Source organism: Stenotrophomonas sp. RIT-551, assembly GCF_026241915.1.
Lineage (GTDB): Bacteria > Pseudomonadota > Gammaproteobacteria > Xanthomonadales > Xanthomonadaceae > Stenotrophomonas > Stenotrophomonas bentonitica_A.
Genome location: NZ_JAPJIU010000013.1, coordinates 72043 through 93846, shown reverse-complemented (window position 1 = coordinate 93846; position 21804 = coordinate 72043). Strand labels below are relative to the sequence as shown.

At 68.6% G+C, this 21804-nt stretch carries 16 protein-coding genes and 1 tRNA gene; 11 read left to right on the top strand and 6 right to left on the bottom strand.

Translation table 11 applies throughout. The features are described from left to right. Positions 1–16: 16 nt before the first annotated feature. The 4 genes from ORK51_RS14740 to ORK51_RS14725 all read right to left on the bottom strand — a co-directional run bounded on the left by ORK51_RS14740 (position 17) and on the right by ORK51_RS14725 (position 4513). A complete protein-coding gene (locus ORK51_RS14740; RefSeq protein WP_266085424.1) occupies positions 17–1648 on the bottom strand; it encodes a CHASE2 domain-containing protein in 1632 nt (543 codons plus the stop codon). After that, on the bottom strand, positions 1645–3303 hold the full coding sequence (locus ORK51_RS14735) for a FecR family protein (protein ID WP_323054098.1): 1659 nt from the start codon (positions 3301–3303) through the stop codon (positions 1645–1647). The genes ORK51_RS14740 and ORK51_RS14735 overlap by 4 nt, the downstream gene beginning before the upstream one ends. Positions 3304–3518: 215 nt before the next feature. Continuing rightward, on the bottom strand, positions 3519–4382 hold the full coding sequence (trxA, locus tag ORK51_RS14730; RefSeq protein ID WP_266085420.1) for a thioredoxin: 864 nt from the start codon (positions 4380–4382) through the stop codon (positions 3519–3521). After that, positions 4379–4513, bottom strand: coding sequence for a hypothetical protein (locus ORK51_RS14725; protein ID WP_266085418.1), 135 nt, complete (start codon positions 4511–4513; stop codon positions 4379–4381). Before ORK51_RS14725 ends, trxA begins: the two co-directional genes overlap by 4 nt. Between ORK51_RS14725 and ORK51_RS14720 the strand changes: the two genes are divergently transcribed. The 8 genes from ORK51_RS14720 to ORK51_RS14685 all read left to right on the top strand — a co-directional run bounded on the left by ORK51_RS14720 (position 4512) and on the right by ORK51_RS14685 (position 11629). Continuing rightward, positions 4512–5123, top strand: a complete 612-nt coding sequence (locus tag ORK51_RS14720; RefSeq protein ID WP_266085416.1) for a DUF998 domain-containing protein — start codon at positions 4512–4514, stop codon at positions 5121–5123. The two genes, ORK51_RS14725 and ORK51_RS14720, sit on opposite strands and share 2 nt — an antisense overlap. A gap of 186 nt (positions 5124–5309) precedes the next feature. Beyond that, complete coding sequence (gene leuS / locus ORK51_RS14715) at positions 5310–7958, top strand: leucine--tRNA ligase (RefSeq protein ID WP_019183388.1); 2649 nt, start codon at positions 5310–5312, stop codon at positions 7956–7958. A gap of 162 nt (positions 7959–8120) precedes the next feature. Next, positions 8121–8711, top strand: a complete 591-nt coding sequence (locus ORK51_RS14710) for an LPS-assembly lipoprotein LptE (RefSeq protein WP_019183387.1) — start codon at positions 8121–8123, stop codon at positions 8709–8711. Between the two features lie 31 nt (positions 8712–8742). Next, positions 8743–9780 carry a DNA polymerase III subunit delta gene (holA, locus tag ORK51_RS14705; RefSeq protein WP_070425626.1) on the top strand — a complete coding sequence of 346 codons (1038 nt, stop codon included), beginning with the start codon at positions 8743–8745 and terminating at the stop codon, positions 9778–9780. Positions 9781–9784: 4 nt separating this feature from the next. Then, on the top strand, positions 9785–10450 hold the full coding sequence (gene nadD, locus ORK51_RS14700; protein WP_266085412.1) for a nicotinate-nucleotide adenylyltransferase: 666 nt from the start codon (positions 9785–9787) through the stop codon (positions 10448–10450). 121 nt (positions 10451–10571) lie between these two features. Beyond that, complete coding sequence (rsfS, locus tag ORK51_RS14695) at positions 10572–10940, top strand: ribosome silencing factor (protein ID WP_087947504.1); 369 nt, start codon at positions 10572–10574, stop codon at positions 10938–10940. 84 nt (positions 10941–11024) lie between these two features. Beyond that, complete coding sequence (gene rlmH / locus ORK51_RS14690; RefSeq protein WP_019183383.1) at positions 11025–11495, top strand: 23S rRNA (pseudouridine(1915)-N(3))-methyltransferase RlmH; 471 nt, start codon at positions 11025–11027, stop codon at positions 11493–11495. 57 nt (positions 11496–11552) lie between these two features. Then, positions 11553–11629 (top strand) — tRNA-Asn (locus ORK51_RS14685). Between the two features lie 126 nt (positions 11630–11755). On the opposite strand, the gene ORK51_RS14680 is transcribed toward ORK51_RS14685, so the two are convergent. Together ORK51_RS14680 and ORK51_RS14675 are read right to left on the bottom strand one after the other, a co-directional pair. Further along, positions 11756–14590, bottom strand: a complete 2835-nt coding sequence (locus tag ORK51_RS14680) for a TonB-dependent receptor (RefSeq protein ID WP_266085409.1) — start codon at positions 14588–14590, stop codon at positions 11756–11758. Positions 14591–14946: 356 nt separating this feature from the next. After that, positions 14947–15681, bottom strand: coding sequence for an SIMPL domain-containing protein (locus ORK51_RS14675; protein WP_070427441.1), 735 nt, complete (start codon positions 15679–15681; stop codon positions 14947–14949). Between the two features lie 130 nt (positions 15682–15811). On the opposite strand from ORK51_RS14675, the gene ORK51_RS14670 reads away from it, so the two are divergent. The 3 genes from ORK51_RS14670 to ORK51_RS14660 are packed head-to-tail and all read left to right on the top strand — an operon-like array spanning position 15812 to position 21764. After that, positions 15812–16393, top strand: coding sequence for a Maf-like protein (locus ORK51_RS14670; RefSeq protein WP_070425623.1), 582 nt, complete (start codon positions 15812–15814; stop codon positions 16391–16393). Further along, positions 16386–17873, top strand: coding sequence for a ribonuclease G (gene rng, locus ORK51_RS14665; protein WP_019182611.1), 1488 nt, complete (start codon positions 16386–16388; stop codon positions 17871–17873). Before ORK51_RS14670 ends, rng begins: the two co-directional genes overlap by 8 nt. Before the next feature lie 30 nt (positions 17874–17903). Then, positions 17904–21764, top strand: a complete 3861-nt coding sequence (locus ORK51_RS14660) for a YhdP family protein (RefSeq protein ID WP_266085406.1) — start codon at positions 17904–17906, stop codon at positions 21762–21764. Positions 21765–21804 lie beyond the last annotated feature (40 nt).

The following is a 21804-nucleotide window of genomic DNA, read 5'->3' as shown; positions in this document are numbered from 1 at the left end:
TGGTGCTTGGCGGGGCTCAGCCCGGGCCGCCGTCATCGGCCGCATAGCCGTTCCGCCCGGCCGCCTTGGCCTGGTACAGCGCCGCATCGGCTCCTTCGAAGAAGTGACGCGGTTCGGTGCCCGGCGTCGGCACCCGGGTGAACACGCCGGCGCTCAGGGTGATATGGGTGGTCGCACCGCGGCCGGCCGGAATCTCCAGCCCCTGCGCCCGTGCGACCAGGTCCTGCACCACCTGCACCGCACCTTCCGGCGTCGTGTCGGGCAGGATCAACGCGAACTCGTCGCCGCCGAAGCGCGCGGCCATGTCGCGCGGGCGGCGCGCGTGCGCACGGATCTCCTGGGCGATCCGGCGCAGCACGGTGTCACCGGCCTGGTGACCGAACTCGTCGTTGTGGCGCTTGAAGTGATCCACATCGATCAACACCAGGCTCAGCGGCCGCCCGCTGCGCCGACCGGCGTCGTGCTCGGCCTGCAGGGTCTGCTCGAAGCGCAGCCGGTTGCCCAGCCCGGTGAGCGCATCGCTGTTGGCCTGGCGACGCCAGGCACTGACCCGCCACAGCGTCCAGGCCAGCAGCACGGCCAGCATGCCGGTCAGGGCCGCAGCCGGTGCGAACCACAGGTTGCCCGCGCGCAGCAGCACGAAGCTGAGCAGCAGCGTCAGCGGGAGGGCGAGCACGCCGGTGAGCCATGCCCGCGGCAGCGTCAACAACAGGCAGCACAGCGCGACCAGCACCCCGGCGAGGGCGCTCTGCCATGCCGACGGCAGCGGGTTGATGACCTTGTCGGCCAGCAGCATCGAAGCGACGTTGGCCTGGTACTCGCTGCCACTCATCCAGCGCTCGCGGGTGGTGGGCGTCAGCAGGCGCGGCGCGATCCCGCTGGCGGTCGTTCCGACCAGCACCCGGCGCCCGCGCAGCAAGGCCGGATCAACCTCGCCGTTGAGTACGTCGGCATAGGAAACCTGAGGGAAGCGCTCGGGCGGGCCGGCGTAGCGCACGCGCACATAGTGGTCGCGCCGCCATTGATAGGGCGAGGCCAGATCGGGCTGGGGGTCATGCAGGCCCGGCAGCGGGCCGCGCGTGTCGGCCAGCGCCAGCCCCAGTGCAGGCCAGTGCGGTGAGCCGATCCCGGCGGTGAGGTACAGGCCACGGGCCACGCCATCGCCGTCGACTTCGATATCGCTGTGCCCCAGGCTGGCCGCGTTGGCGGCGATCAGCGGGATCGGCAGCAGTTCCTCGGCCATGCGCGGGCCACTGGCCGGGGCCGCCAGTACCGGCAGCACCACGTTCCCGTTGCGGCGGATCGCCGCGGCCAGTTCGGCATCCTGGGAGCTGTCCTGCCGGTCCGGCTCGGACAGCATCAGGTCCAGCACCACGCGCTCGGCGCGGGCGTCGGTGAGCCGGTCCAGCAGGCGCGCGTGGGTGCCGCGCGGCCACGGCCACTGGCCCAGCTGCTGCAGGCTGTTGTCGTCGATCGCCACGATCAGCAGGCGGGCGTCGGGGGTGTACTCCCACCCGCCGACGTAGGCGTCGTAGACCGCCTCGTCCTGCTTCCAGAACCATTGCCAGTGACTGGCCGCGACCGCCAGCGCACCGACCAGCGCGGCCAGCAGGAGGCGGTGGGGCCAGGGCAGATGCAGCGGCGTCACAGCAGCAGCCACAACAGCAGCGCACTGCCCCCGGTGGCGTAGCAGGTGCGGCACGGCAGGGCGATCTGCTGTGCCGGCGAGAACGGCCCCGCGTAACCGTCGTCGTCGATGTACTGCACGCGCACATGCAGGGTGCCGCGCCAAGGGCGCTTGATCGACACCTCCGGCTGGTCCAGTTCGCGATCCAGCAGCGGCGCACTGAAATCGCCGCGGCGGTCCAGCTGCACGCGATAGCGCTGGCCCGGTTCGCCCGCCTGCCAGCGCAGGGTCAGCTGGCCCTGGGCGGCTTCCGGTGGTTGCAGCGCCGGGTCGACCGGCTCGTCGGTGATGGTCAGCGGCAGCGGGTGGCCGAAGCGGCCGCGGTCGCCGTTGCGATCCACCGACGCCACGCGCCAGACATAGTCCCCCGGGGCCAGATCCAGGATGGGACGCAGGTGGGTGGCGCGGGTGTCCTGTTCAAGCAGAAGAGTGAGGAACTGCGGATCGCGGGCGATCTGCAGCACCGTGCGCTCGGCCTCGGCCACCCGGGTCCACTCGAAGCGCGGGCGCGCGCTGTTGAGGGTCTGCCCATGCAGCGGGCGCACGGTCAGCGGCGGGACCGGCTGATCGCGCACCAGGAAGTCCTGCCTGGCGTCCAGGCCTTCGACCTGCGCTGCGCTGACCGCCCGTACCAGCAGGCGCAGCTCGCCTGGCGGCAGGTCGGGCAGGGTGAGCGTTGTGGCAGCGGTATCGCGCCCGAACAGCAGCACCTCGGGTTGATCGGCGCGGACCACCTCGACCCGGTATCCGGCAGCATCGCTGACCGGCTGCCAGGCCACGGCAGCCGGCAGGGTGGCGAGCCGCTGCGGCTGGGTCGCCATCATGGGTGCGGGCAGCAACGCCTCCAGGCCGGCCGGGCGCGTGTCCAGCGAGGGGCTGCGGGTGGCCTGGCCGCGGCTGACCAGGCGCTGGCCACGGCGGTTGCCGACCTGCACCCGGCCTTCCAGCACTTCGGTCGCCGCGCCGCGGCCGTCCTGGCCGGCGCTGACCCGGAACACGGTGCCGCGCACGCTGCTGGTCGCGGTCGGTGCATCGATGATGTAGCGCGAGGCCGGTCCCTTGGCAGGGGTCACCCGGTTGCTGGCGCGGCCCTGTTCCAGCCGCAGGCGGGTATCGACCATGCCGGTGTGCCCGTAGCGCGAGAGCTGGTCGAAGCGCAGGCGCGAGCGCTCGCGCAGCTGAAGACGCGAATCATCGGCGAACACCACGGTGACGCTGGCGTCCTCGCCGGTGACCAGCTCCTGGCCGATCCGCAGCAGATCGCCTTCGATCACATCGCGACGGGGCTGGCCGTCGGCCTGGCTCTGCACCGGGCCGCGCACGGCGAGCACGCGTGCCGGCGCGGGCTGCACCTGCAGCCAGGCCACCGGGAAGCGCAGCTGGCTGCCGGGGGGCAGGCGGTAGGGATCGGCGATGCCGTTATGCGACTGCAGCTGTTCCCAGGCGATGGACGGCTTGAGGTAGCGGGCACTCAGGTCCCAGATCGTGTCGCCGGGACGCACCCGGTAGGTCCAGTCCTGTGCCAGCAGCGGCGCGGCGGATATCAGCAACGCCACCAGCACCACAAGGCGGGCAGCCAAAGCGAAACGGGGCAATCGGGTCAATCTCACGGTCATTCACGGCCCTGCAAGGCGGGGCGCAGCCAAGTAGGCCGCCATGGCCCAGACCTCATCCTCCCCGATGGATCGCAGCCTCCAGTGGGCCGCGGCGGCATTATTGCCCGGGAGCCGTGCAGGGTTTCTGAACGTGATTCACGTCACACATCAAAGCTGCCAGTTGGGATAGGCAGGTTCGACTGGCCAGCGCCCCGAGAGGCGCTGGCCGCCGGCGATCAGAACAGCAGCGACGCCATGCGGCGGCGGTACTGGCCGACCAGATCTTCATCCTCGATCACCTTGAAGGCATCGATCAGCAGTTTGCGCGGACGCCCGTCGTCATAGGTGCGATCCCGGCGCAGCATGTCCAGGAACTGCTCCAGCGCAGCGGCGTCCTGGCCGGACAGCAGCAGCTGCACGCCGCGCAGGTGGCGGGCCTGCAGGTCGTCGCCGTTGGCCGCAATGCGCGCGTCCAGCACCTCCGCGGCCGGCGCCTCCTGCAGCGCACTGGCGAACTCCAGGCGGGCACGAGCGCGCACGGCGCGGTCATCGGTGGACAGATTGGCCGGCAGCGCATCGATCAGCGCGGTGGCCTCGGCGGTGGCGCCGGTCTGCAGCAGGGCCAGGGCGAGGTCGAGCTTGAGTTCTTCCTTGTCCGGCTCGGCGGCGATCGCCGCGCGCAGCACGTCGACCTGGGCCTGCGGATCCAGCGGGGGCGCCTCGAGGGCTTCTTCTTCGTCCGGGGCCGCCTCCAGCGGGACCACGCCATGCTGGGTCAGGAACTCGCGCAGTTGACCCTCCGGCACCGCACCGGGGAAGCCGTCCACGATCTGCCCGCCCTTGACCAGGAACACGGTGGGCACCGAACGGATCTGGAACGCGGCCGCGATCTGCTGTTCCTTGTCGACATCGACCTTGGCCAGCTCGAAGGCACCGTGGTATTCGCCCGCCAGCTTTTCCAGCATCGGGCCCAGGGTCTTGCAGGGGCCGCACCAGGTGGCCCAGAAATCGACCAGCACGGGGGTCTGCAGGGACTTCTGCAGGACCTCGGTCTCGAAGGTCTCGGTGGTGGCGTCAAAGACGTGGGGCAGATCGCTCATGGTTTCAAATCAACCGGGAAACTGGAGATCAAGTGTATGGTGCCGGCCGCGGCCGGACGCAACCCCGGCCGGCGGATCGGCGTGGAAGCGGCGACAATACGGGCCTTGTAACGCAGCCGGGTGAGCAACATGCAGGGAATCCAACGTTGGGAAGGGGCGATAGGCATTGCCGCCGCCGTGTTGTTCGTGGGCGCGGTGCTGGGCTTCGGCGCGGCGCTGCCGCTGTTCGATCCGATCGGCCACCCGGTGGCGCTGCTGGGCGCGATGGGGGTGCCGCATGCGCTGGCCTTCAATATCGTCGGGTTCGCGTTGCCCGGCCTGCTGGCCAGCCTGGTGGCGCTGCGCCTGCTGCTGCGGGTGCCGCGCACGGCGCCGTGGTCGATGCGCGTTGGCGCCCAGCTGCTGATGCTGGCCGGGGTCGGCTTCACCGCGATGGGCGTGCTGCCGCTGGATACCAGCGACCTGGACAACCCGGCCAGCCAATACCACGCCAGCGCGTGGATGGTCTGGGTGCTGGCCTTCGTGCCCGGGGCGGTGATGTCCGGGATCGGCGCGCTGCGGCTGCCGGCGTGGCGCGCCGTGGGCGCGCTGCACCTGGCCTGCGGGCTGGGCGTGCTGCTGGCGGCGTTCGCCCTGCAGGCCCTGCTGCCGGCACCGCTGGCCCAGCGCGTGGCCTTCGGTGCGTGGCTGGTCTGGCTGGTGGCGGTACTGCCGCTGGCCCCGGCCGCGCGCCGTGCCTGAGCGCGGTTCACCTGCCGCTGCGCCCCGGCACCGCGCCGGGGCCAGGGCAGGGCGATGACGTATTCGGCCAATCCCCAGTCAATTCAATGAGATGACGGGTTTGGGCGCTGCGGTGGGCCACCTCGATTGGAGCCCTATGCCGCACTGCGGTACCCTGTGCCGCTTTGCCGCCGCACTAGCGTTTTTATGACCAGCGTCGAACCCAACGTTTACGATCCGCAGCAGGTTGAATCCGCCGCCCAGCAGTACTGGGATGCCACCCGTGCCTTCGAGGTCACCGAGACCTCGGACAAGCCGAAGTTCTACTGCCTCTCGATGCTGCCGTATCCGTCCGGTGCGCTGCACATGGGCCACGTGCGCAATTACACGATCGGTGACGTGATCAGCCGCTACAAGCGGATGACCGGCCACAACGTGCTGCAGCCGATGGGCTGGGATGCGTTCGGTCTGCCGGCCGAGAATGCGGCGATCAAGAACAAGACCGCGCCGGCCAAGTGGACCTACGCCAACATCGAGCACATGCGTGGCCAGTTCAAGGCCATGGGCTATGCGATCGACTGGTCGCGCGAGTTCGCCACCTGCACGCCCGAGTACTACGTGCACGAGCAGCGCATGTTCACCCGCCTGATGCGCAAGGGCCTGGCCTACCGCCGCAACGCGGTGGTGAACTGGGACCCGATCGATCAGACCGTGCTGGCGAACGAGCAGGTCATCGACGGCCGCGGCTGGCGTTCCGGCGCGCTGGTGGAAAAGCGCGAGATCCCGCAGTGGTTCCTGCGCATCACCGATTACGCCCAGGAACTGCTGGACGGCCTGGATGAACTGCCGGGCTGGCCCGACTCGGTCAAGACCATGCAGCGCAACTGGATCGGCCGCTCGGAAGGGCTGGAGATCCAGTTCGACGTGCGCGATGCCGACGGCAGCACGCTGGACCCGCTGCGCGTGTTCACCACCCGTCCGGACACCGTGATGGGCGTGACCTTCGTGTCCATCGCCGGTGAGCATCCGCTGGCCCAGCACGCGGCCAAGTCCAACCCGGCACTGGCAGCGCTGCTGGCCGAGATGAAGCAGGGCGGCGTCTCCGAAGCCGAACTGGAAACCCAGGAAAAGCGCGGGATGGATACCGGCCTGCGCGCCATCCATCCGGTCACCGGCGCCCAGGTGCCGGTGTGGGTCGCCAACTTCGTGCTGATGGGCTACGGCACCGGCGCGGTGATGGCCGTTCCGGGCCATGACCAGCGCGATAACGAATTCGCCAACAAGTACGGCCTGCCGATCCGCCAGGTCATCGCGTTGAAGTCGCTGCGCAAGGAAGAAAGCGCTTACGACGCCACGCGCTGGCAGGACTGGTATGGCGACAAGACCCGCGACACCGAACTGGTCAACTCCGAAGAGTTCGACGGGCTGGATTTCCAGGGCGCCTTCGAAGCACTGGCCGAGCGCTTCGAGCGCAAGGCCCAGGGCCAGCGCCGCGTGAACTACCGCCTGCGCGACTGGGGCGTCAGCCGCCAGCGCTACTGGGGCTGCCCGATCCCGGTGATCTACTGCCCGAAGTGCGGCGCCTTGCCGGTGCCGGAAGAGCAGCTGCCCGTGGTCCTGCCGGAGAACGTCAATTTCGTCGGCACCGGTTCGCCGATCAAGGCCGATCCGGAATGGCGCAAGACCACCTGCCCGGACTGCGGCGGCGCGGCCGAGCGCGAGACCGACACCTTCGATACCTTCATGGAGTCGAGCTGGTACTACGCGCGCTACACCTCCCCGGGTGCCCGCGACGCGGTGGACAAGCGCGGCAACTACTGGCTGCCGGTGGACCAGTACATCGGCGGCATCGAACACGCGATCCTGCACCTGATGTACTTCCGTTTCTTCCACAAACTGCTGCGTGATGCGCGCATGGTGGACAGCAACGAACCGGCGCAGAACCTGCTGTGCCAGGGCATGGTGATCGCCGAGACCTACTACCGCCAGAACCCGGACGGCTCCAAGGACTGGATCAACCCGGCCGACGTGGATGTGCAGCGCGACGAGCGCGGCCGCATCGTCGGCGCGACCCTGATCGCCGACGGCCAGCCGGTGGTGATCGGTGGCACCGAGAAGATGTCCAAGTCCAAGAACAACGGCGTGGACCCGCAGGTGATGGTGGGCAAGTACGGTGCCGACACCGTGCGCCTGTTCTCGATGTTCGCCGCGCCGCCGGAACAGTCGCTGGAGTGGAACGAAGCCGGCGTGGACGGCATGGCCCGCTTCCTGCGCCGTTTGTGGGCGCAGGTGCAGAAGCACGCCGCCGACGGTGCCGCCCCGGCGCTGGACGTGGCCGCGCTCAACGCCGAGCAGAAGGCGCTGCGCCGCAAGACCCACGAAACCATCGGCAAGGTCGGCGACGACTACGGCCGCCGCCACAGCTTCAACACCGCCATCGCCGCGGTGATGGAGCTGATGAACGCGCTGGCCAAGTTCGATGACGTCAGCGAGCAGGGCCGTGCGGTCCGCCAGGAAGCGCTGCGCGCCACCGTGCTGCTGCTCAACCCGATCACCCCGCATGCCAGCCATGCGCTGTGGCAGGTGCTGGGCCACGCCGAGGAACTGCTGGAAGACCAGGCGTTCCCGCAGGCCGATCCGGCCGCGCTGGTGCGCGACGCGGTGACGCTGGCAGTGCAGGTCAACGGCAAGCTGCGCGGCACCATCGAGGTCGCTGCCGATGCCCCGCGTGATCAGATCGAAGCGCTGGGCCTGGCCGAGCCGAACGCGGCCAAGTTCCTGGAAGGTCTGACCGTGCGCAAGATCATCATCGTGCCGGGCAAGATCGTGAACATCGTGGCCGCTGCGCAGGGCTGATGCTGTCGTGCCACCGGGTGCCTGCGCGCCCGGTGGCACGGATCTCCAGGGGCAGGGTCCGGACGCGCCATGCAGGCCGCTCGGTATCAAGTCCTGTTCACGCGGCATCCGGCACGATCACTGCTTGTTGCCGCGACCGCCCGGCTCCTACAGACTGTGTCCATGACCCGATTCCTGCTTGCCCTTGTCCTGACCGCAACCCTCGCCGGCTGCGGCTTCCATCTGCGCAACAAGCTGATGCTGCCAGCCGATACGGCGGCGGTGCAGGTGGTGTCCACCGCGCCCTACAGCGAACTGGTCAAGCTGCTGCGTCGTGGCCTGCAGGCCTCGGGCGCGCAGATTGCCGACAGCGACAGCACCGAACCGGCCGCACAGCTCCAGGTGCTGTCCGAGCGTTGGGGCGATCTGCCGATCGCGATCGATGCCCAGGGCCGTGCCCAGGAGTACAGCCTGCGCTACGCGGTGATCTTCATCTTCCGCCGCGAAGACGGCAGCGAACTGGTGCCGCAGCAGGTGATCGAGCTCTCGCGCGATTACGTGTCGCCGCCGACCGACGCCACCGGTACCACCACCGAGCGCGAGATCCTCGCCGACGAACTGCGTCGTGAAATGTCGGCCTCGATCATGCGCCGCATCGACAGCGTGGTCCGTGCCGAGCTGGAGCACGGCCGTGCCCCGGCCAAGCCCGGCACGACGCCGGCCACCACCCCGGCCACGCCGGCGGTGCCGGCCGACGTGCCGCAGGGGCACTGAGCCCGGTCCGCCCGCGGATCGGCCTGCCCGGATGGAACTTCGTCCCGAACAGCTTGCCAGCCAACCGGCCAGCCAGCCGCTGGCTCCGGTGTATCTGATCGCCGGGCCGGAAACACTGCGCGTGCTGGAAGCGGCCGACGCCGTGCGTGCACGTGCTCGCGCCGACGGCGTCAACGAACGCGAAGTGTTCGATGCCGATGGCCGTGACTTCGACTGGAACCAGCTCGACGCCAGCTTCAACGCCCCCAGCCTGTTCAGTGCCCGGCGCCTGATGGAACTGCGGCTGCCCAGCGGCAAGCCGGGCAAGGAAGGCGCTGAAGTGATCAGCCAGTTCTGTGCCAACCCGGCGCCGGACGTGATCCTGCTGATCACCTGCAACGAATGGAGCAAGGCCCACCAGACCAAGTGGGCCGATGCGGTGGGCCGTGCCGGGGTGATCTCGGTGGCGTGGGCGATCAAGCCGCACGAACTCACCGAGTGGATCGAGCGCCGCCTGCGTGGCAAGGGCCTGCGCGCGGATCCGCAGGCCGTGCAGCGCCTGGCCGAGCGGGTGGAGGGCAATCTGCTGGCCGCCGCCCAGGAAATCGACAAGCTGGCCTTGCTGGCCGACGGCCAGACGCTGGACGTGGACACGATGGAGTCGCTGGTGGCCGATGCGGCCCGCTACGACGTGTTCCGGCTGGTGGAAGCGACCTTCTCCGGCCAGCCTGCCGCGGTACTGCGCATGATCGCCGGGTTGCGTGCCGAAGGTGAAGCCGTGGCGGCCCTGACCCCGATCGTGATCCGCGAGCTGCTTTCCACCGCCGGCCTGGCGCGGGTGCAGGCGCGCGGTGGCAACCTGGCCGCGGAAATGAAGAGCCGCGGCATCTGGGAATCGCGGCAGGCGCCGTTCAAGCGCGCCCTGCAGCGCCATCCCGAGGTCAAGCGCTGGGAGCGCTTCGTGGCCGAGGCCGGGCTGGTGGACCGCATCGCCAAGGGGCGCGCCGATGGCGATGCCTGGCTGGCGCTGGAGCGGCTGTTGATCGCCGTGTCCGAAGCCCGTGCCGTGCGCCTGCTCGCCCGGGCCTGAGCCCATGGGGCTGCGCATCTATTACGGCGGGACCTTCGACCCGGTTCATCTGGGCCACCTGGCCATTGCCCGCGCCGCGCGCGACCAGCTGCAGGTGGCCGTGCGCCTGCTGCCGGCCGCCGATCCGCCGCACCGCGCCGCCCCTGGCGCCGATGCCGCGCAGCGCCTGGCCATGCTGGCCCTGGCCGTCGGCGACGAACCGGGCCTGCTGCTGGACCGGCACGAGCTGGACCGCGCCGAGCGCCAGCCCGGCGTACCGTCCTACACCGTGGATACCCTGCGCGAGCTGCGCGCCGAACTGGGCCCGCGCCAGCCCATCGCCTGGCTGGTGGGGGCCGACAGCCTGTTGGCCCTGCCCAGCTGGCACGAGTGGGGCGCGCTGTTCGAGCTGGCGCATTTCATCGTGGCCGACCGCCCGGGCAGTCCGCTGGCCGGCACGCTCGACCCGGTCCTGGCCAAGGCCCTGGAAGGACGCTGGGCCAGCCACGAGCGCGCGCTGTTCACCGCCCCGGCCGGGCGCCTGCTGCGTCTGCAGGCCCCGTTGCGCGAGGAATCGGCCACCGCCGTACGCGCGCAGATCCAGGCCGACGGTCCCTGGCAGGCGCTGCTGCCGGCGCCGGTGGCCGACTACATCCTCGGTCACCGCCTGTACGGCGCAACACCGTCGTGAATACGCGCGGCCCCGCCGCCCCGTATAATCGGCCCCACATTTATCGAGTTGACCCGCTTTGAGCAACCAAGCCCAGCCCCAGACCATCAAGGTCCAACTGCCCAATCCGGCGCCCTCCGTCATGCAGCTGCTCGAGTGCGTGCGCGGGGCCACCGAAGAACTGAAGGCCAAGGATCTCGTTGAGATCGACGTCATCGGCCGCTCCAGCGTCGCCGATTACATGGTGATCGCCTCGGGCACCTCCAGCCGTCACGTCAAGTCGATTGCCGATGAAGTGGTGAAGTTCGCCAAGAAGCTGGGTGTGATGCCGCTGGGCGTGGAAGGCGAGCGCGAAGCCGAATGGGTGCTGGTCGACCTGGGCGACGTGATCGTCCACGTGATGCTGCCGCGCGTGCGCGAGTTCTACGCGCTCGAGCGCCTGTGGACCGTGGGCGACCAGCCGCCGATCGAGCTGCTCGACGATGCGGACGACGACTACGACGCACGCTGATCGCAGCGTGCCCGGTCACGACAACGGCGCCGATGGCGCCGTTGTCTTTTGCGGCGCCGCCTGCGGCAGCTGCGGAGGACACCGATGAAAGCCAGGTTGATCGCCACCGGCGAGCGCGCGCCATCCTGGGTCGCGCAGGGGTTTGCCGAGTACCAGAAGCGGCTCTCGCACTGGCTGCCGTTCGAGCTGGTCGAGATCGAGCCCGGCCTGCGTGGCAAGGGGCGCGATGCGCGCCGCGCGACCGATGACGAAGGCAAGCGGGTGATCGCCGCGCTGCCGAAGAATGCCTATGTGGTCGCGCTCGATGTGCCGGGCCGCCAACTCAGTTCCGAGCAGCTGGCCCAGCGCCTGGAGCATTGGCGTGGGCAGGGCAGGGACCTGGCGTTCCTGATCGGCGGGCCGGAAGGCCACTCGGCCGAGGTGTCGGCGATGGCCGACGAGAAATGGTCGATCGGGCCGTTGACGCTGCCGCACATGCTGGTGCGCCTGGTCGTGGCCGAACAGCTGTACCGCGCTGCGGCCATGCTGGCCAATCATCCGTATCACCGTGCGTGAAATAGTTGTCGCCAGACGGGTTACATCTCGCGAAAAACGGGCTACAATGCGCACCCCGCCCGAATAGCTCAGCCGGTTAGAGCACTTGACTGTTAATCAGGGGGTCGTTGGTTCGAGTCCAACTTCGGGCGCCAAGATTTGAAAAAAAGCCTCGCAGCGATGCGGGGCTTTTTTTTGCCTGCGATGTGCGCAACTCGCGTGGCCGAGCAACAAAAAGCCCGGGCACTGCCCGGGCTCCTTGTTCCCCAAGTGCGGCTACCTCATTCGAAGGTGTACTTGGCACCGACGGTGAAGTAACGGCCGATCGCACCGCTGAAGTGCAGCGGGTTGTAGTTCACGCCACCGTAGGTGGTCGGATCCAGCGGAGCGATGCGGTCGAACAGGTTCTGCACCGATGCATTCAGTTCGAAGGCCTCGGTGATGTTCCAGCGACCGGACAGGTCGAAGGTGGTGAACGAGGAAATCTTGGTGACATCCGTGCCGTCGGCATAGGCGAACTGATACGAGCCGTCCGGACCGCGGAAGTCGGTGTTCTCCATCTTGGAGATGTAGTTGGCCACGCCGCTGACGCTCCACGGGCCCTGCTTCCAGGTGGTGCCGAAGTTGATGCGGTCCTTCGGGGTGCCGATGCAGTTGGTGACGTCGCAGTTGCCGTGGGTACCGGCATAGTCGACGGTCACGTCGGCATCGGTACGCTCGAACTTGAGCACGTGGCTCCACTGCAGGTCCATCTCCAGCTGGCCCGGACCGATGTCGAAGGTCTGGCGGATGTCGGTATCGATACCGCGCACGCGGGTCGATGCCGCATTGATGTACTGCGTATTGACCGCCAGGATGCTGCCGGTGCCCGGAACGCCATTGAGCAGGTTGTTGTCACGCAGCACATTGCCCGCGGCAATCGCTTCGGCCGTGCTGCCCTGGGCGATTTCGTTGGTGCGCTTGATCTGCCACGCGTCGACCGTCATCGAGGTGCTGGAGGTCGGCTGCAGCACCAGGCCCACCGAGTAGCTCTTGGACTCTTCCGGCTTCAGGTCGGCGTTGGGGCGGGTGATGATGGCGACCGGCAGTGCGCCGCAATCGTCACCGTTTGCGCCCGGGGCCGGGTTGCCGTCGGGGCAGCGCACGGGATCGGCAGCGTTGGAGAACGCGGCCAGGCCACCGTCGCCGTTCTCGGCCGGGTTGGGGGCACGGAAGCCTTCGGCATAGCTGCCGCGGACGGCGATCCATTCGGCCGGGGTCCACTTGATCCCGACCTTCGGCGTCGCCTTGCCTTCGCCGCTCTCATACTTGTCGTAGCGGACCGCGCCGGACAGTTCCAACTGCTCCAGCACCGGGGCGGACAGCTCGACATAGCCGGCGTACACGTTCTGTGTACCGTCGTAGGCCGAGTAGCCCAGGCCGATGATCTGGCCCTGGTCGGTGAAGGTCTGCGGGGTCAGGCTGTTGCTGGTCTTGCGCCATTCGGTACCCAGCGCCAGGCCCAGCGGGCCACCCTTGAGGTCGGCCAGGCTGCGCGACACGGTGAAGTCGAACATGTCCAGGCTGGACTTGGCGCGGGCGCTGATGTCCGGCGAGATGTAGTCATACAGGGCCTGCGAGTTCAGCCCCGCGTTGTCGCCGATGCGCCACACGCCTGCCGGGCAGGCCGGGTTGCCGAGCACGCAACGCACGGCGTCGTAGTTCAGGAAGCCGGTACGCTTGTTGACCAGGTCGGTGCCCGAATGCAGGTAGGCCGTGTCGTAGCTCCACTCGCCCCAGTTGCCCTTGACGCCGACCAGGAAGCGGTTGAACTCGTTGGTGTTCTCGGTCACACGCGGGCCGACATCCCAGGCCGAGTAGCGCAGGCGCGAGGCCTGGCCGGGGATCGGGTTGTCCGGGTGGGTCGGGCTGAGCACGGTGGCGCCATCGCCGCTGTTGGCGTTGACCGGGCCACCGGGATAGCCCCAGCCACCGGAAACGCCGGAGGGCGTGTTGCTGAAGGTGGTTTCCTTCTTGGAGTAGCCGATTTCGGTGTAGATCTCACCGCCCTCGCCGAAGGCGAAGCTGGCGCGACCAAAGACGTTGACGTACTTCTCTTCCGGGGTCAGGTCACGGTACAGCTGGGCCGGATCCCACAGGCAGCCCTGCTGCTGGGCGGTGACATCGTTCTGGCCGGGGATGGTGGTCAAGCCGGCGCAGCCCGGCAGCGCGACGAGGAAGGCCGGGTCGTCATCCGTCACCGCACGGTCGTCGAACACCGAACCGTTCGGACCCACACCGCCACGGGTACCACCGGAAAGCGCGGCGCCACCCAGGAACTGGGCATTGTTGCCATAGCCCCACGGGCGGATATCACCGGTGCCGATCCACTTGCGGTTCTTGCGGTCGCTGATCTTGATCGCGTCGGTCTTGCCCACGTCCAGACTGAAGAACGCGTTCCAGCCATCGGTGGCCAGGTCGCCGGTGCCGGCGGTCAGGGTGGCCTTCCTGGCATCGCCGTCGCTGTCGCCAGACAGGCCGTAAGAGGCGCGCAGGATGGCGCCGTTGAAGTCACTGCGCAGGATGATGTTGACCACGCCGGCGATGGCGTCCGAACCGTAGATCGCAGAAGCGCCGTCCTTCAGGACTTCAATGCGCTCGACCGCATCCAGCGGAATGGTGCTCAGGTCGGTGAAGACTTTCTGGCCGTCATCGGCCAGGCCGTAGGTCGCCATGCGGCGGCCGTTCAACAGCACCAGCGTGGAGCCGGCGCCCAGGCCGCGCAGCGAGATGCCGGCGCCACCGCCGGCAAACCCGTTGCCGAAGGTCTTGGGAATGGAGCCTGACCCGTCCGCGGTCAGGGTCTGCAGATACTCGGCGACCGTGGTCTTGCCGGTACGGTCGATTTCCTGGCGGGTGACCACCTGGACGGGGGAGGGGGTTTCGGTATTCGTGCGGGGGATGTTCGACCCGGTGACGGTGATCCGGTCAAGGTTGGTCGCCTGCTCCTGCGCGAACGCGGAGGACGACGCCATGGCCCCTACCAGCAGCAGCGCGCCGCTGGTCAGGATCGTGGAAATGGAATGGGCCAGGGTATTGCGGCGGCTGTCGTCGCGGCGTTGGGTCGGGTGTTTCACAGCTTCTCTCCTGACTGGGAAAACCTAGATGTCAATAAGTCGACACCAGAACGGTGGCAACGGCGCCAATCTAGGTTTCCGGCAGGTGACGCAAGTGTGAAAAATTGCTTAATTCGGGAAAGATGGCGTGAGGGCGTTGTATGAATGGGGAGAGCCCCGTCGCGGGGCTCCGGACGCCTCAACGCGGCAACGAGAATTCCACCGGCACCCGGCCATCGGCCTCGACGACCTGACCATCGACGATGGCGGTGCGCCGCGGGCTGCAGCCGGGCTATGACCGCGGACAGCATGACGGCGCCCCAAGGCGCCGTCATGCCAGGCAGGAGCGGACCGTGGGGCCGCTCTGCTGCGACGTGTTACCGGCCCAGATCGAACACCACGTCCAGGTTGACCGACACGGTCGATTCGCCCGGCGACACCGGCGTGGAGACATCGGCCGCCATCGGCGCGGCCGCCGCACGCATCATCACCGGGCGGAAGTTGCCGCCACCGCTTTCGGAGATGCTCACGATCCGGCGCACGCGCAGGCCCAGCGACTTGGCATACGTTTCGGCGCGGGCCTGGGCCTTCTTCAGTGCGGCCAGGCGGGCTTCGTCGTAGACCGGCTCGGGCTGGTCGATCTCGAACTGCGGGCCGTTGATCTGGTTGGCGCCCTGCGCGGCCAGTGCATCAAGCACTTTGCCGAGCTTGGCGATGTCGCGCACCTTCAGGCTGACCGTATTGCTGGCCTGGTAGCCGGTGATCTTCGGCGCCTCGTTGTCGGCATAACGGTATTGCGGGCTCAGGTTGACGCCGCTGGTCTGCACATCGCGCTCGGCAATGCCGGCGGCCTTGATCGCGGCAAGCACCTTGGTCATCTGCTCGGCGTTCTGGCGCATGGCGGTGTTGCCGTCAACGGCCTGGGTGACGACACCGGCCGACAGCGTTGCCACGTCCGGCACGCGCCTGGCCTCGGCATTGGCCGAAATGTTGAGCAGGGTGCCGTCGGCCGGCACGGCGATGGCGGGCTGGGACTGGGCGTGGGCGGTCATCGAAGCTCCCAGGGCAAGGGACAGGGCGAGCAGCAACGGGGACAGGGACGGGCGGCGCATGTACATCTCCTTGTGAAGACGTTGAGGTTGGTGTCGGGGCGATGAACGCGTCGTGAGGTTTGATGGGGTTGATGACGATTGGAGGGTGTTGCTTGCGATTCAGACAGTAGCCTCAGGTTATGCTTCCTCGATGCTTTATCTCGCCTCTCGATCCCCCCGACGAAACGAACTGCTTGCGCGCCTGGACCGACCGTTCCGGGCGCTCGACCTTCACGTGCCCGAAGTCCGTGCGCCCGCCGAGTCGGCCGCCGATTACGTGCAGCGGGTCGCCGCCGACAAGGCGCGTGCCGGGCTGGCGCTGGTCGCCCATGACCCCGACGCGGTGGTGCTCGGCTCGGACACCGAGGTGGTGCTGGATGGGCGCGTGTTCGGCAAGCCGGTCGATGCCGACGATGCGCGCGCGATGCTGCGCGCGCTGGCCGGGCGCACCCACCAGGTGATGACCGCCGTGGCGCTGGTCGCCGCCGGCCGGGAGCAGGGCGTACTGGTGGTCTCGGAGGTGACGTTCGCGGCGATCGACGAGGACCGGATCGCCGCCTACGTGGCCACGGGCGAGCCGATGGACAAAGCCGGCGCCTATGCGATCCAGGGCGGCGCCGAACGATATATCCGCCACCTGGCGGGAAGCTATTCGGGTGTGATGGGTTTGCCCCTGCAACAGACCGAGCAGTTGCTGCAGGCGTTTGAACTGAAGGGAGTCGCCCATGTCTGAAGAAATCCTGGTCAATGTCACCCCGCGGGAAACCCGCGTCGCCGTCATCGAAAACGGCATGCTGCAGGAGCTGCATATCGAACGCGGCTGGCGCCGTGGCGTCGTCGGCAACATCTATAAAGGCAAGGTCCAGCGGGTGATGCCCGGCATGCAGGCGGCGTTCGTGGAGGTCGGGCTGGAGCGCGCCGCGTTCCTGCACGCCAACGACGTGATCCGCCCGGCCCCGGTGGCCAGCGCCGATACTGAAGGCACCACCCTGCCGCCGCCGTCCTCGGTGCCGATCGTGGAGTTGCTGCGCGACGGCCAGGACATCGTGGTGCAGGTGGTCAAGGATCCGATCGGGACCAAGGGGGCCCGGCTGACCACGCAGATCAGCATTCCCTCTCGCTACATGGTGCTGCTGCCGCAGTCCAAGGTGGTGGGCGTGTCGGCCCGGATCGAAGACGAGGCCGAGCGCGCGCGCCTGAAGACCCTGGTGACTGAACTGTCGGCCCAGCACGGCGGTTATGGCTATATCGTGCGCACCAACGCCGAAGGCCAGCCGGCCGAAGCGATCGCCGAGGACGTGGCCTACCTGTCGCGGGTCTGGAACGTGGTCGAGCGCCGTGGCCGCGATGCCGCCCCGTGCAGCGTGATCTATGAAGACCTGAGCCTGCCGCTGCGCTCGGTGCGCGACCTGATCCGCAAGGACGTGGACAAGGTCAAGGTCGACTCCAAGGAGACCTTCAACCAGTTGCAGGCATTCGTGGCCAAGTACATGCCGGTGCTGGCCGAGAAGCTGGAGCTGTACAGCGGCGATCGCCCGATCTTCGACATGTTCGGGGTCGAGGACGAGATCGGCCGGGCGCTGGACAAGCAGGTGCCGCTCAAGTCCGGTGGCTATCTGGTGATCGACCAGACCGAGGCGATGACCACCATCGACGTGAACACCGGTTCGTTCCTGGGCCAGCGCAATCTCGAAGAGACGGTGTTCCGCACCAATCTTGAAGCGGCGCAGGCCGTGGCGCGCCAACTGCGGCTGCGCAACCTGGGCGGCATCATCATCATCGACTTCATCGACATGGATGACGCCGAGCATCGCCGCCAGGTGCTGCGCACGCTGGAGAAGGCGCTGGCCCGCGACCATGCCAAGACCACCGTCTATGACTTCTCGCCGCTGGGCCTGGTCGAGATGACGCGCAAGCGCACCGTGGAAAGCCTGGAGCGCCAGCTCTCCGAGCCGTGCCCGGAGTGCAGCGGGCGGGGGTCGATCAAGACCGCCGAGACGGTGACCTATGAAATCTTCCGCGAGATCACCCGGGCGGTGCGCCAGTTCGATGCGGCCCGCCTGCTGGTGATCGCCTCCTCGAAGGTGGTTGCGCGCATCACCGACGAGGAATCCTCGGCGGTGGCCGAACTGGAGGAGTTCCTGGGCAAGAGCATCCGCTTCCAGGCGGACGAGCAGTACCTGCAGGAGCAGTTCGATGTCGTGCTGCTCTGACCGCGGCCGGTCCGGCGTTCCCAGGTTCCGATGAGCACACCGCTGCGCCTGCGCCTGCGCCGGATCCGCCGCCATGCCGTGTATGCGGTGGCGGTGCTGCTCGTGGGCGTGGCCCTGCTGGTCGGCACCGCCAGCCAGCTGCTGCCGCTGGCCGAGCGCCATCCGGACAGGGTGGCGGAATGGCTGAGCGCGCGTGCCGGCCAGCCGGTGCGTTTCGATGCGCTGGATACCGCCTGGACCCGGCGTGGGCCGCTGCTGCAGCTCAAAGGGCTGCGGATCGGTGAAGGGCAGGGCCTGCGCATCGGCGAGGCCGAGGTGCTGGTGTCGATGTATGCCGGCCTGCTGCCGGGTCACTCGCTGACCGAGCTGCGCCTGCGTGGCCTGGCGCTGGTGCTGCAGCGCGCCGATGATGGCCGCTGGTCGGTGCAGGGGCTGCCGCAGTCGGCTGCGGGTGACCCGCTGGAAACGCTGCGCCGCTTGGGCGAGCTGCAGGTGATCGGCGGGCGGCTGCGGGTCGATGCGCCCTCGCTGGGCGTGAACGCCTCGCTGCCGCGGATCGACCTTCGCCTGCGCGTCAACGGCCAGCGCCTTCGCGTGGGCGCGCGTGCCTGGGCCGATCCCGCCGCCCAGCCGCTTACAGCGGTGCTCGAGTTCGAGCGCAAGCGCGGCGATGGGCAGGCGTGGCTGTCGGCCGATCCGGCCGATTTCCGTGCGTGGTCCTCGCTGCTGCAGTTTGGCGGCATCGGTCTGCAGCAGGGCACCGGTGAATTCAATGCATGGGTGGATCTGCGCGATCACCGGGTGGTGATGGTCACCACGGATGCCGACCTGCAGAACGTGCAGGTCCGCGGCGTGAAGCTTGCAGACGGCACCCACCCGCAGCTGGCGCTGGACACGCTGGAGCTGCGCGCGCGCTGGCGCTGGGTGCACGGTGGCTGGCGCGCCGATGCGCCGCGCCTGCGGATCGGCATGGAAGGCAGCACCCAGCAACTGGATGGGCTGTTGCTGGCCGGCGGGCAGCATTTCGCGCTGGCCGGCGACAACATCGATGCCACCGCGCTGCTGCGCGGCCTGGCGCTGACCGACAGGATCGACCCCGGCCTGCGCGAGTGGCTGCATGACGCCTCGCCGCAGGTGCGGATGACCCGCGTGCGGGTGGCGGGCGAACAGGGCGGCCCGTTGTCGGTTGAAGGCGACCTGGAAGACATCCGTTTTGCCGCGGTCGGGCATTCGCCAGGGCTCAGCGGCGTGGGTGGCCGCTTCGATGGCGATGCCGATGGCTTCACCCTGGAGCTGCAGCCGCAGCGGGTCATGCAGTTTGATTGGCCCAGCGGCTTCGGCGAGCGCCACGACGTGCGCCTGGCTGGCCGCCTGGTCGGCTGGCGCGATGAAGCCGGCGGCTGGCGCATCGGCACCCCGGCCCTGCGCGTGCAGGGCACCGATTACGCGGCCGATGTACGCGGCGGTATCTGGTTCCAGAACAACGGCACGCGCCCGTGGCTGGAGCTGGCGGCCAAGATCGACGATGTACCGATGACCGCCGCCAAACGCTTCTGGATCCATTCCAAGATGAGCAAGGCCGCCACCGATTGGCTGGACGCCGCGCTGGTCTCCGGGCAGGTGCGCGGCGGCGTGGGCCTGGTGACCGGTGATCTGGAAGACTGGCCCTTCGACAAGAACAATGGCCGCTTCGAAGCGACCGGACATATCGACGCTGGCAGCATCCGTTTCCAGCACGACTGGCCGGCGATGAACAAGGTCGATGCCGACATCGCCTTCATTGGTCCGGGCTTCGAACTGCATGGCAAGGGCGACCTGGCGGGCGTGGCGGTGGACCACTTCGACGCCGGCATCCCGGATTTCGGCGTGACCGATCTGTACGTCAAGGCGACCAGCCGCAGCGATGCCGGTGCACTGCTGGCCATGCTCAAGCAGAGCCCGCTGCAGGCCACCTACGGCGAGACCCTGGACAACCTGACCGCGAAGGGACCGGCTGCGGTCACCTTCGATCTGCTGCAGCCGTTGCACCACGACGAAGGGGGCGGCCACCTGCAGGGCACGGTCGATCTCAACGGTGCGACGCTCACCGAGAAGCGTTTCGACCTGGTCTTCGAGAACATGCGCGGCCAGGCCCGTTACGGCCATGGCGGCTTCGATGCGGAACAGCTTGCCGTGCGGCATCAAGGCCAGGACGGGCTGCTCAGCCTGCGCGCCGGCGAGTTCGTGCGCGACCCGCAGCAGGCCTTTGAATCCGAGTTGACCGCTTCGCTGGCCGCAGGTGCGCTGCTGGACCGCGCGCCGGAATTGAACTGGCTCAAACCCTACATCCAGGGTACTTCGCGCTGGACCATCGGGGTGACCCTGCCCAAGGTCGCCGCCGGCAGCAAGGTCGAGCCGCCGACCGTGCTCAAGCTGCATTCGGACCTGGTCGGCACCACGCTGGAGCTGCCCGCGCCGCTGGACAAACCGGCCGCCACGCCGCTGGCCACGGCCGTGACCGCGCAGCTGCCGATGGGCAGTGGCCGCGTGGACGTGGCGTTCGGCCAGCGCCTGGCGCTGGCTGCCCGCACCCATGACAACCAGACCGGCGTACAGGTCACGCTCGGCAGTGACCATGTGGATCGGGATCCCCTCGCCACCGGGCTGGTGGTCAACGGCCGCAGCGGCTCATTGGATGCGCTGGAATGGATCGGCCTGGCCCGTTCGCCCGAGGGGGGCGATGACAAGGACCCGATGCCGCTGCGCCATGTGGATGTGCAGGTCGGCCAGCTGTTGCTGGCCGGTGGGGTGTTCGAGCAGACCCGGCTGCAGTTGCGCCCGACCGGCAACAGTGTGGATGTGCGCCTGGATGGCCCCTCGCTGGCGGGCAGCCTGAGCGTGCCCAATGCCGATGGCGGCACCATCGTCGGCAAGCTCAGCCGCGTCCACTGGCAATCGCTGCCCACGCCGGTCAAGGCGCCCAGTGATGGCGCTCCGATCCTGCTGCCGCCGGACGTGGCGTTGCCTGCACGGGTCCAGGCCAGTGCCAATGACACCAACCCGGCCAAGGTGCCGCCGCTGTCGCTGGATATCGAGGACCTGCAGTTCGGCAAGGCCAGGCTCGGCCAGGCGGTGCTGCGCACCCGCCCGATGGCCAACGGCCTGAGCGTGGACCAGCTGCAGTTCCGCGCGCCCAAGCAGGAGATCGACGTCAATGGCCGCTGGATGGGCATGGGCGCGGCCGCGCGCAGCCAGTTCAACGTGCAGGTCAGGAGCGAGGACCTGGGCGGGCTGATGCAGAACCTGGATTACGGCGGCCAGCTGCGTGGCGGGCAGGGCCAGCTGAGCATGACTGCCGGGTGGCAGGGGGGGCCGTCGGATTTCCAGCTGGGCGCGCTGCAGGGCCAGCTCGACGTGCATGCCCGCAACGGCCAGCTGCTGGAGCTGGAGCCGGGCGCCGGTCGCGTGCTCGGGCTGCTGAGCGTGGCCCAGCTGCCGCGCCGGTTGATGTTCGATTTCCGCGATTTCTTCTCCAAGGGCTTCGCCTTCAACCAGGTCGAAGGCAGCGTGGCCTTCGGCAACGGCATGGCCACCACCGACAAGGTGCTGATCGAAGGCCCGGCGGCGAACATCACCATCCGCGGCCAGACCGATCTGCGCCAGCAGCGCTTTGACCAGACCATCGACGTCAACCCGCGTGCGGGCAACCTGCTGACCGTCGTTGGCGCGGTGGCCGGCGGCCCGGTGGGCGCCGCGGTGGGCGCGGCGGCCAACGCGGTGCTGTCCAAGCCGCTGGGCGAGATCGGCGCCAAGACCTACCGCGTGACCGGCCCCTGGGCCGAACCCAAGGTCGAGGTGATCGACCGCGACACCGCGCCCAGGCCGGCGCCGGCCGCACCCCCGGCGCGCTGACTCCTTTCCCGCGCCCGGGTTGCGATTGCGCCCGGCGCCC

Bases quoted from the DNA above. Each gene is read 5' to 3' on its own strand.
- ORK51_RS14735 (WP_323054098.1), bottom strand. From the start codon at position 3,303: ATGACCGTGAGATTGACCCGATTGCCCCGTTTCGCTTTGGCTGCCCGC.
- trxA (WP_266085420.1), bottom strand. From the start codon at position 4,382: ATGAGCGATCTGCCCCACGTCTTTGACGCCACCACCGAGACCTTCGAG.
- ORK51_RS14720 (WP_266085416.1), top strand. From the start codon at position 4,512: ATGCAGGGAATCCAACGTTGGGAAGGGGCGATAGGCATTGCCGCCGCC.
- ORK51_RS14725 (WP_266085418.1), bottom strand. From the start codon at position 4,513: ATGTTGCTCACCCGGCTGCGTTACAAGGCCCGTATTGTCGCCGCTTCC.
- leuS (WP_019183388.1), top strand. From the start codon at position 5,310: ATGACCAGCGTCGAACCCAACGTTTACGATCCGCAGCAGGTTGAATCC.
- ORK51_RS14710 (WP_019183387.1), top strand. From the start codon at position 8,121: ATGACCCGATTCCTGCTTGCCCTTGTCCTGACCGCAACCCTCGCCGGC.
- holA (WP_070425626.1), top strand. From the start codon at position 8,743: ATGGAACTTCGTCCCGAACAGCTTGCCAGCCAACCGGCCAGCCAGCCG.
- nadD (WP_266085412.1), top strand. From the start codon at position 9,785: ATGGGGCTGCGCATCTATTACGGCGGGACCTTCGACCCGGTTCATCTG.
- rsfS (WP_087947504.1), top strand. From the start codon at position 10,572: ATGCAGCTGCTCGAGTGCGTGCGCGGGGCCACCGAAGAACTGAAGGCC.
- rlmH (WP_019183383.1), top strand. From the start codon at position 11,025: ATGAAAGCCAGGTTGATCGCCACCGGCGAGCGCGCGCCATCCTGGGTC.
- ORK51_RS14675 (WP_070427441.1), bottom strand. From the start codon at position 15,681: ATGCGCCGCCCGTCCCTGTCCCCGTTGCTGCTCGCCCTGTCCCTTGCC.
- ORK51_RS14670 (WP_070425623.1), top strand. From the start codon at position 15,812: ATGCTTTATCTCGCCTCTCGATCCCCCCGACGAAACGAACTGCTTGCG.
- rng (WP_019182611.1), top strand. From the start codon at position 16,386: ATGTCTGAAGAAATCCTGGTCAATGTCACCCCGCGGGAAACCCGCGTC.
- ORK51_RS14660 (WP_266085406.1), top strand. From the start codon at position 17,904: ATGAGCACACCGCTGCGCCTGCGCCTGCGCCGGATCCGCCGCCATGCC.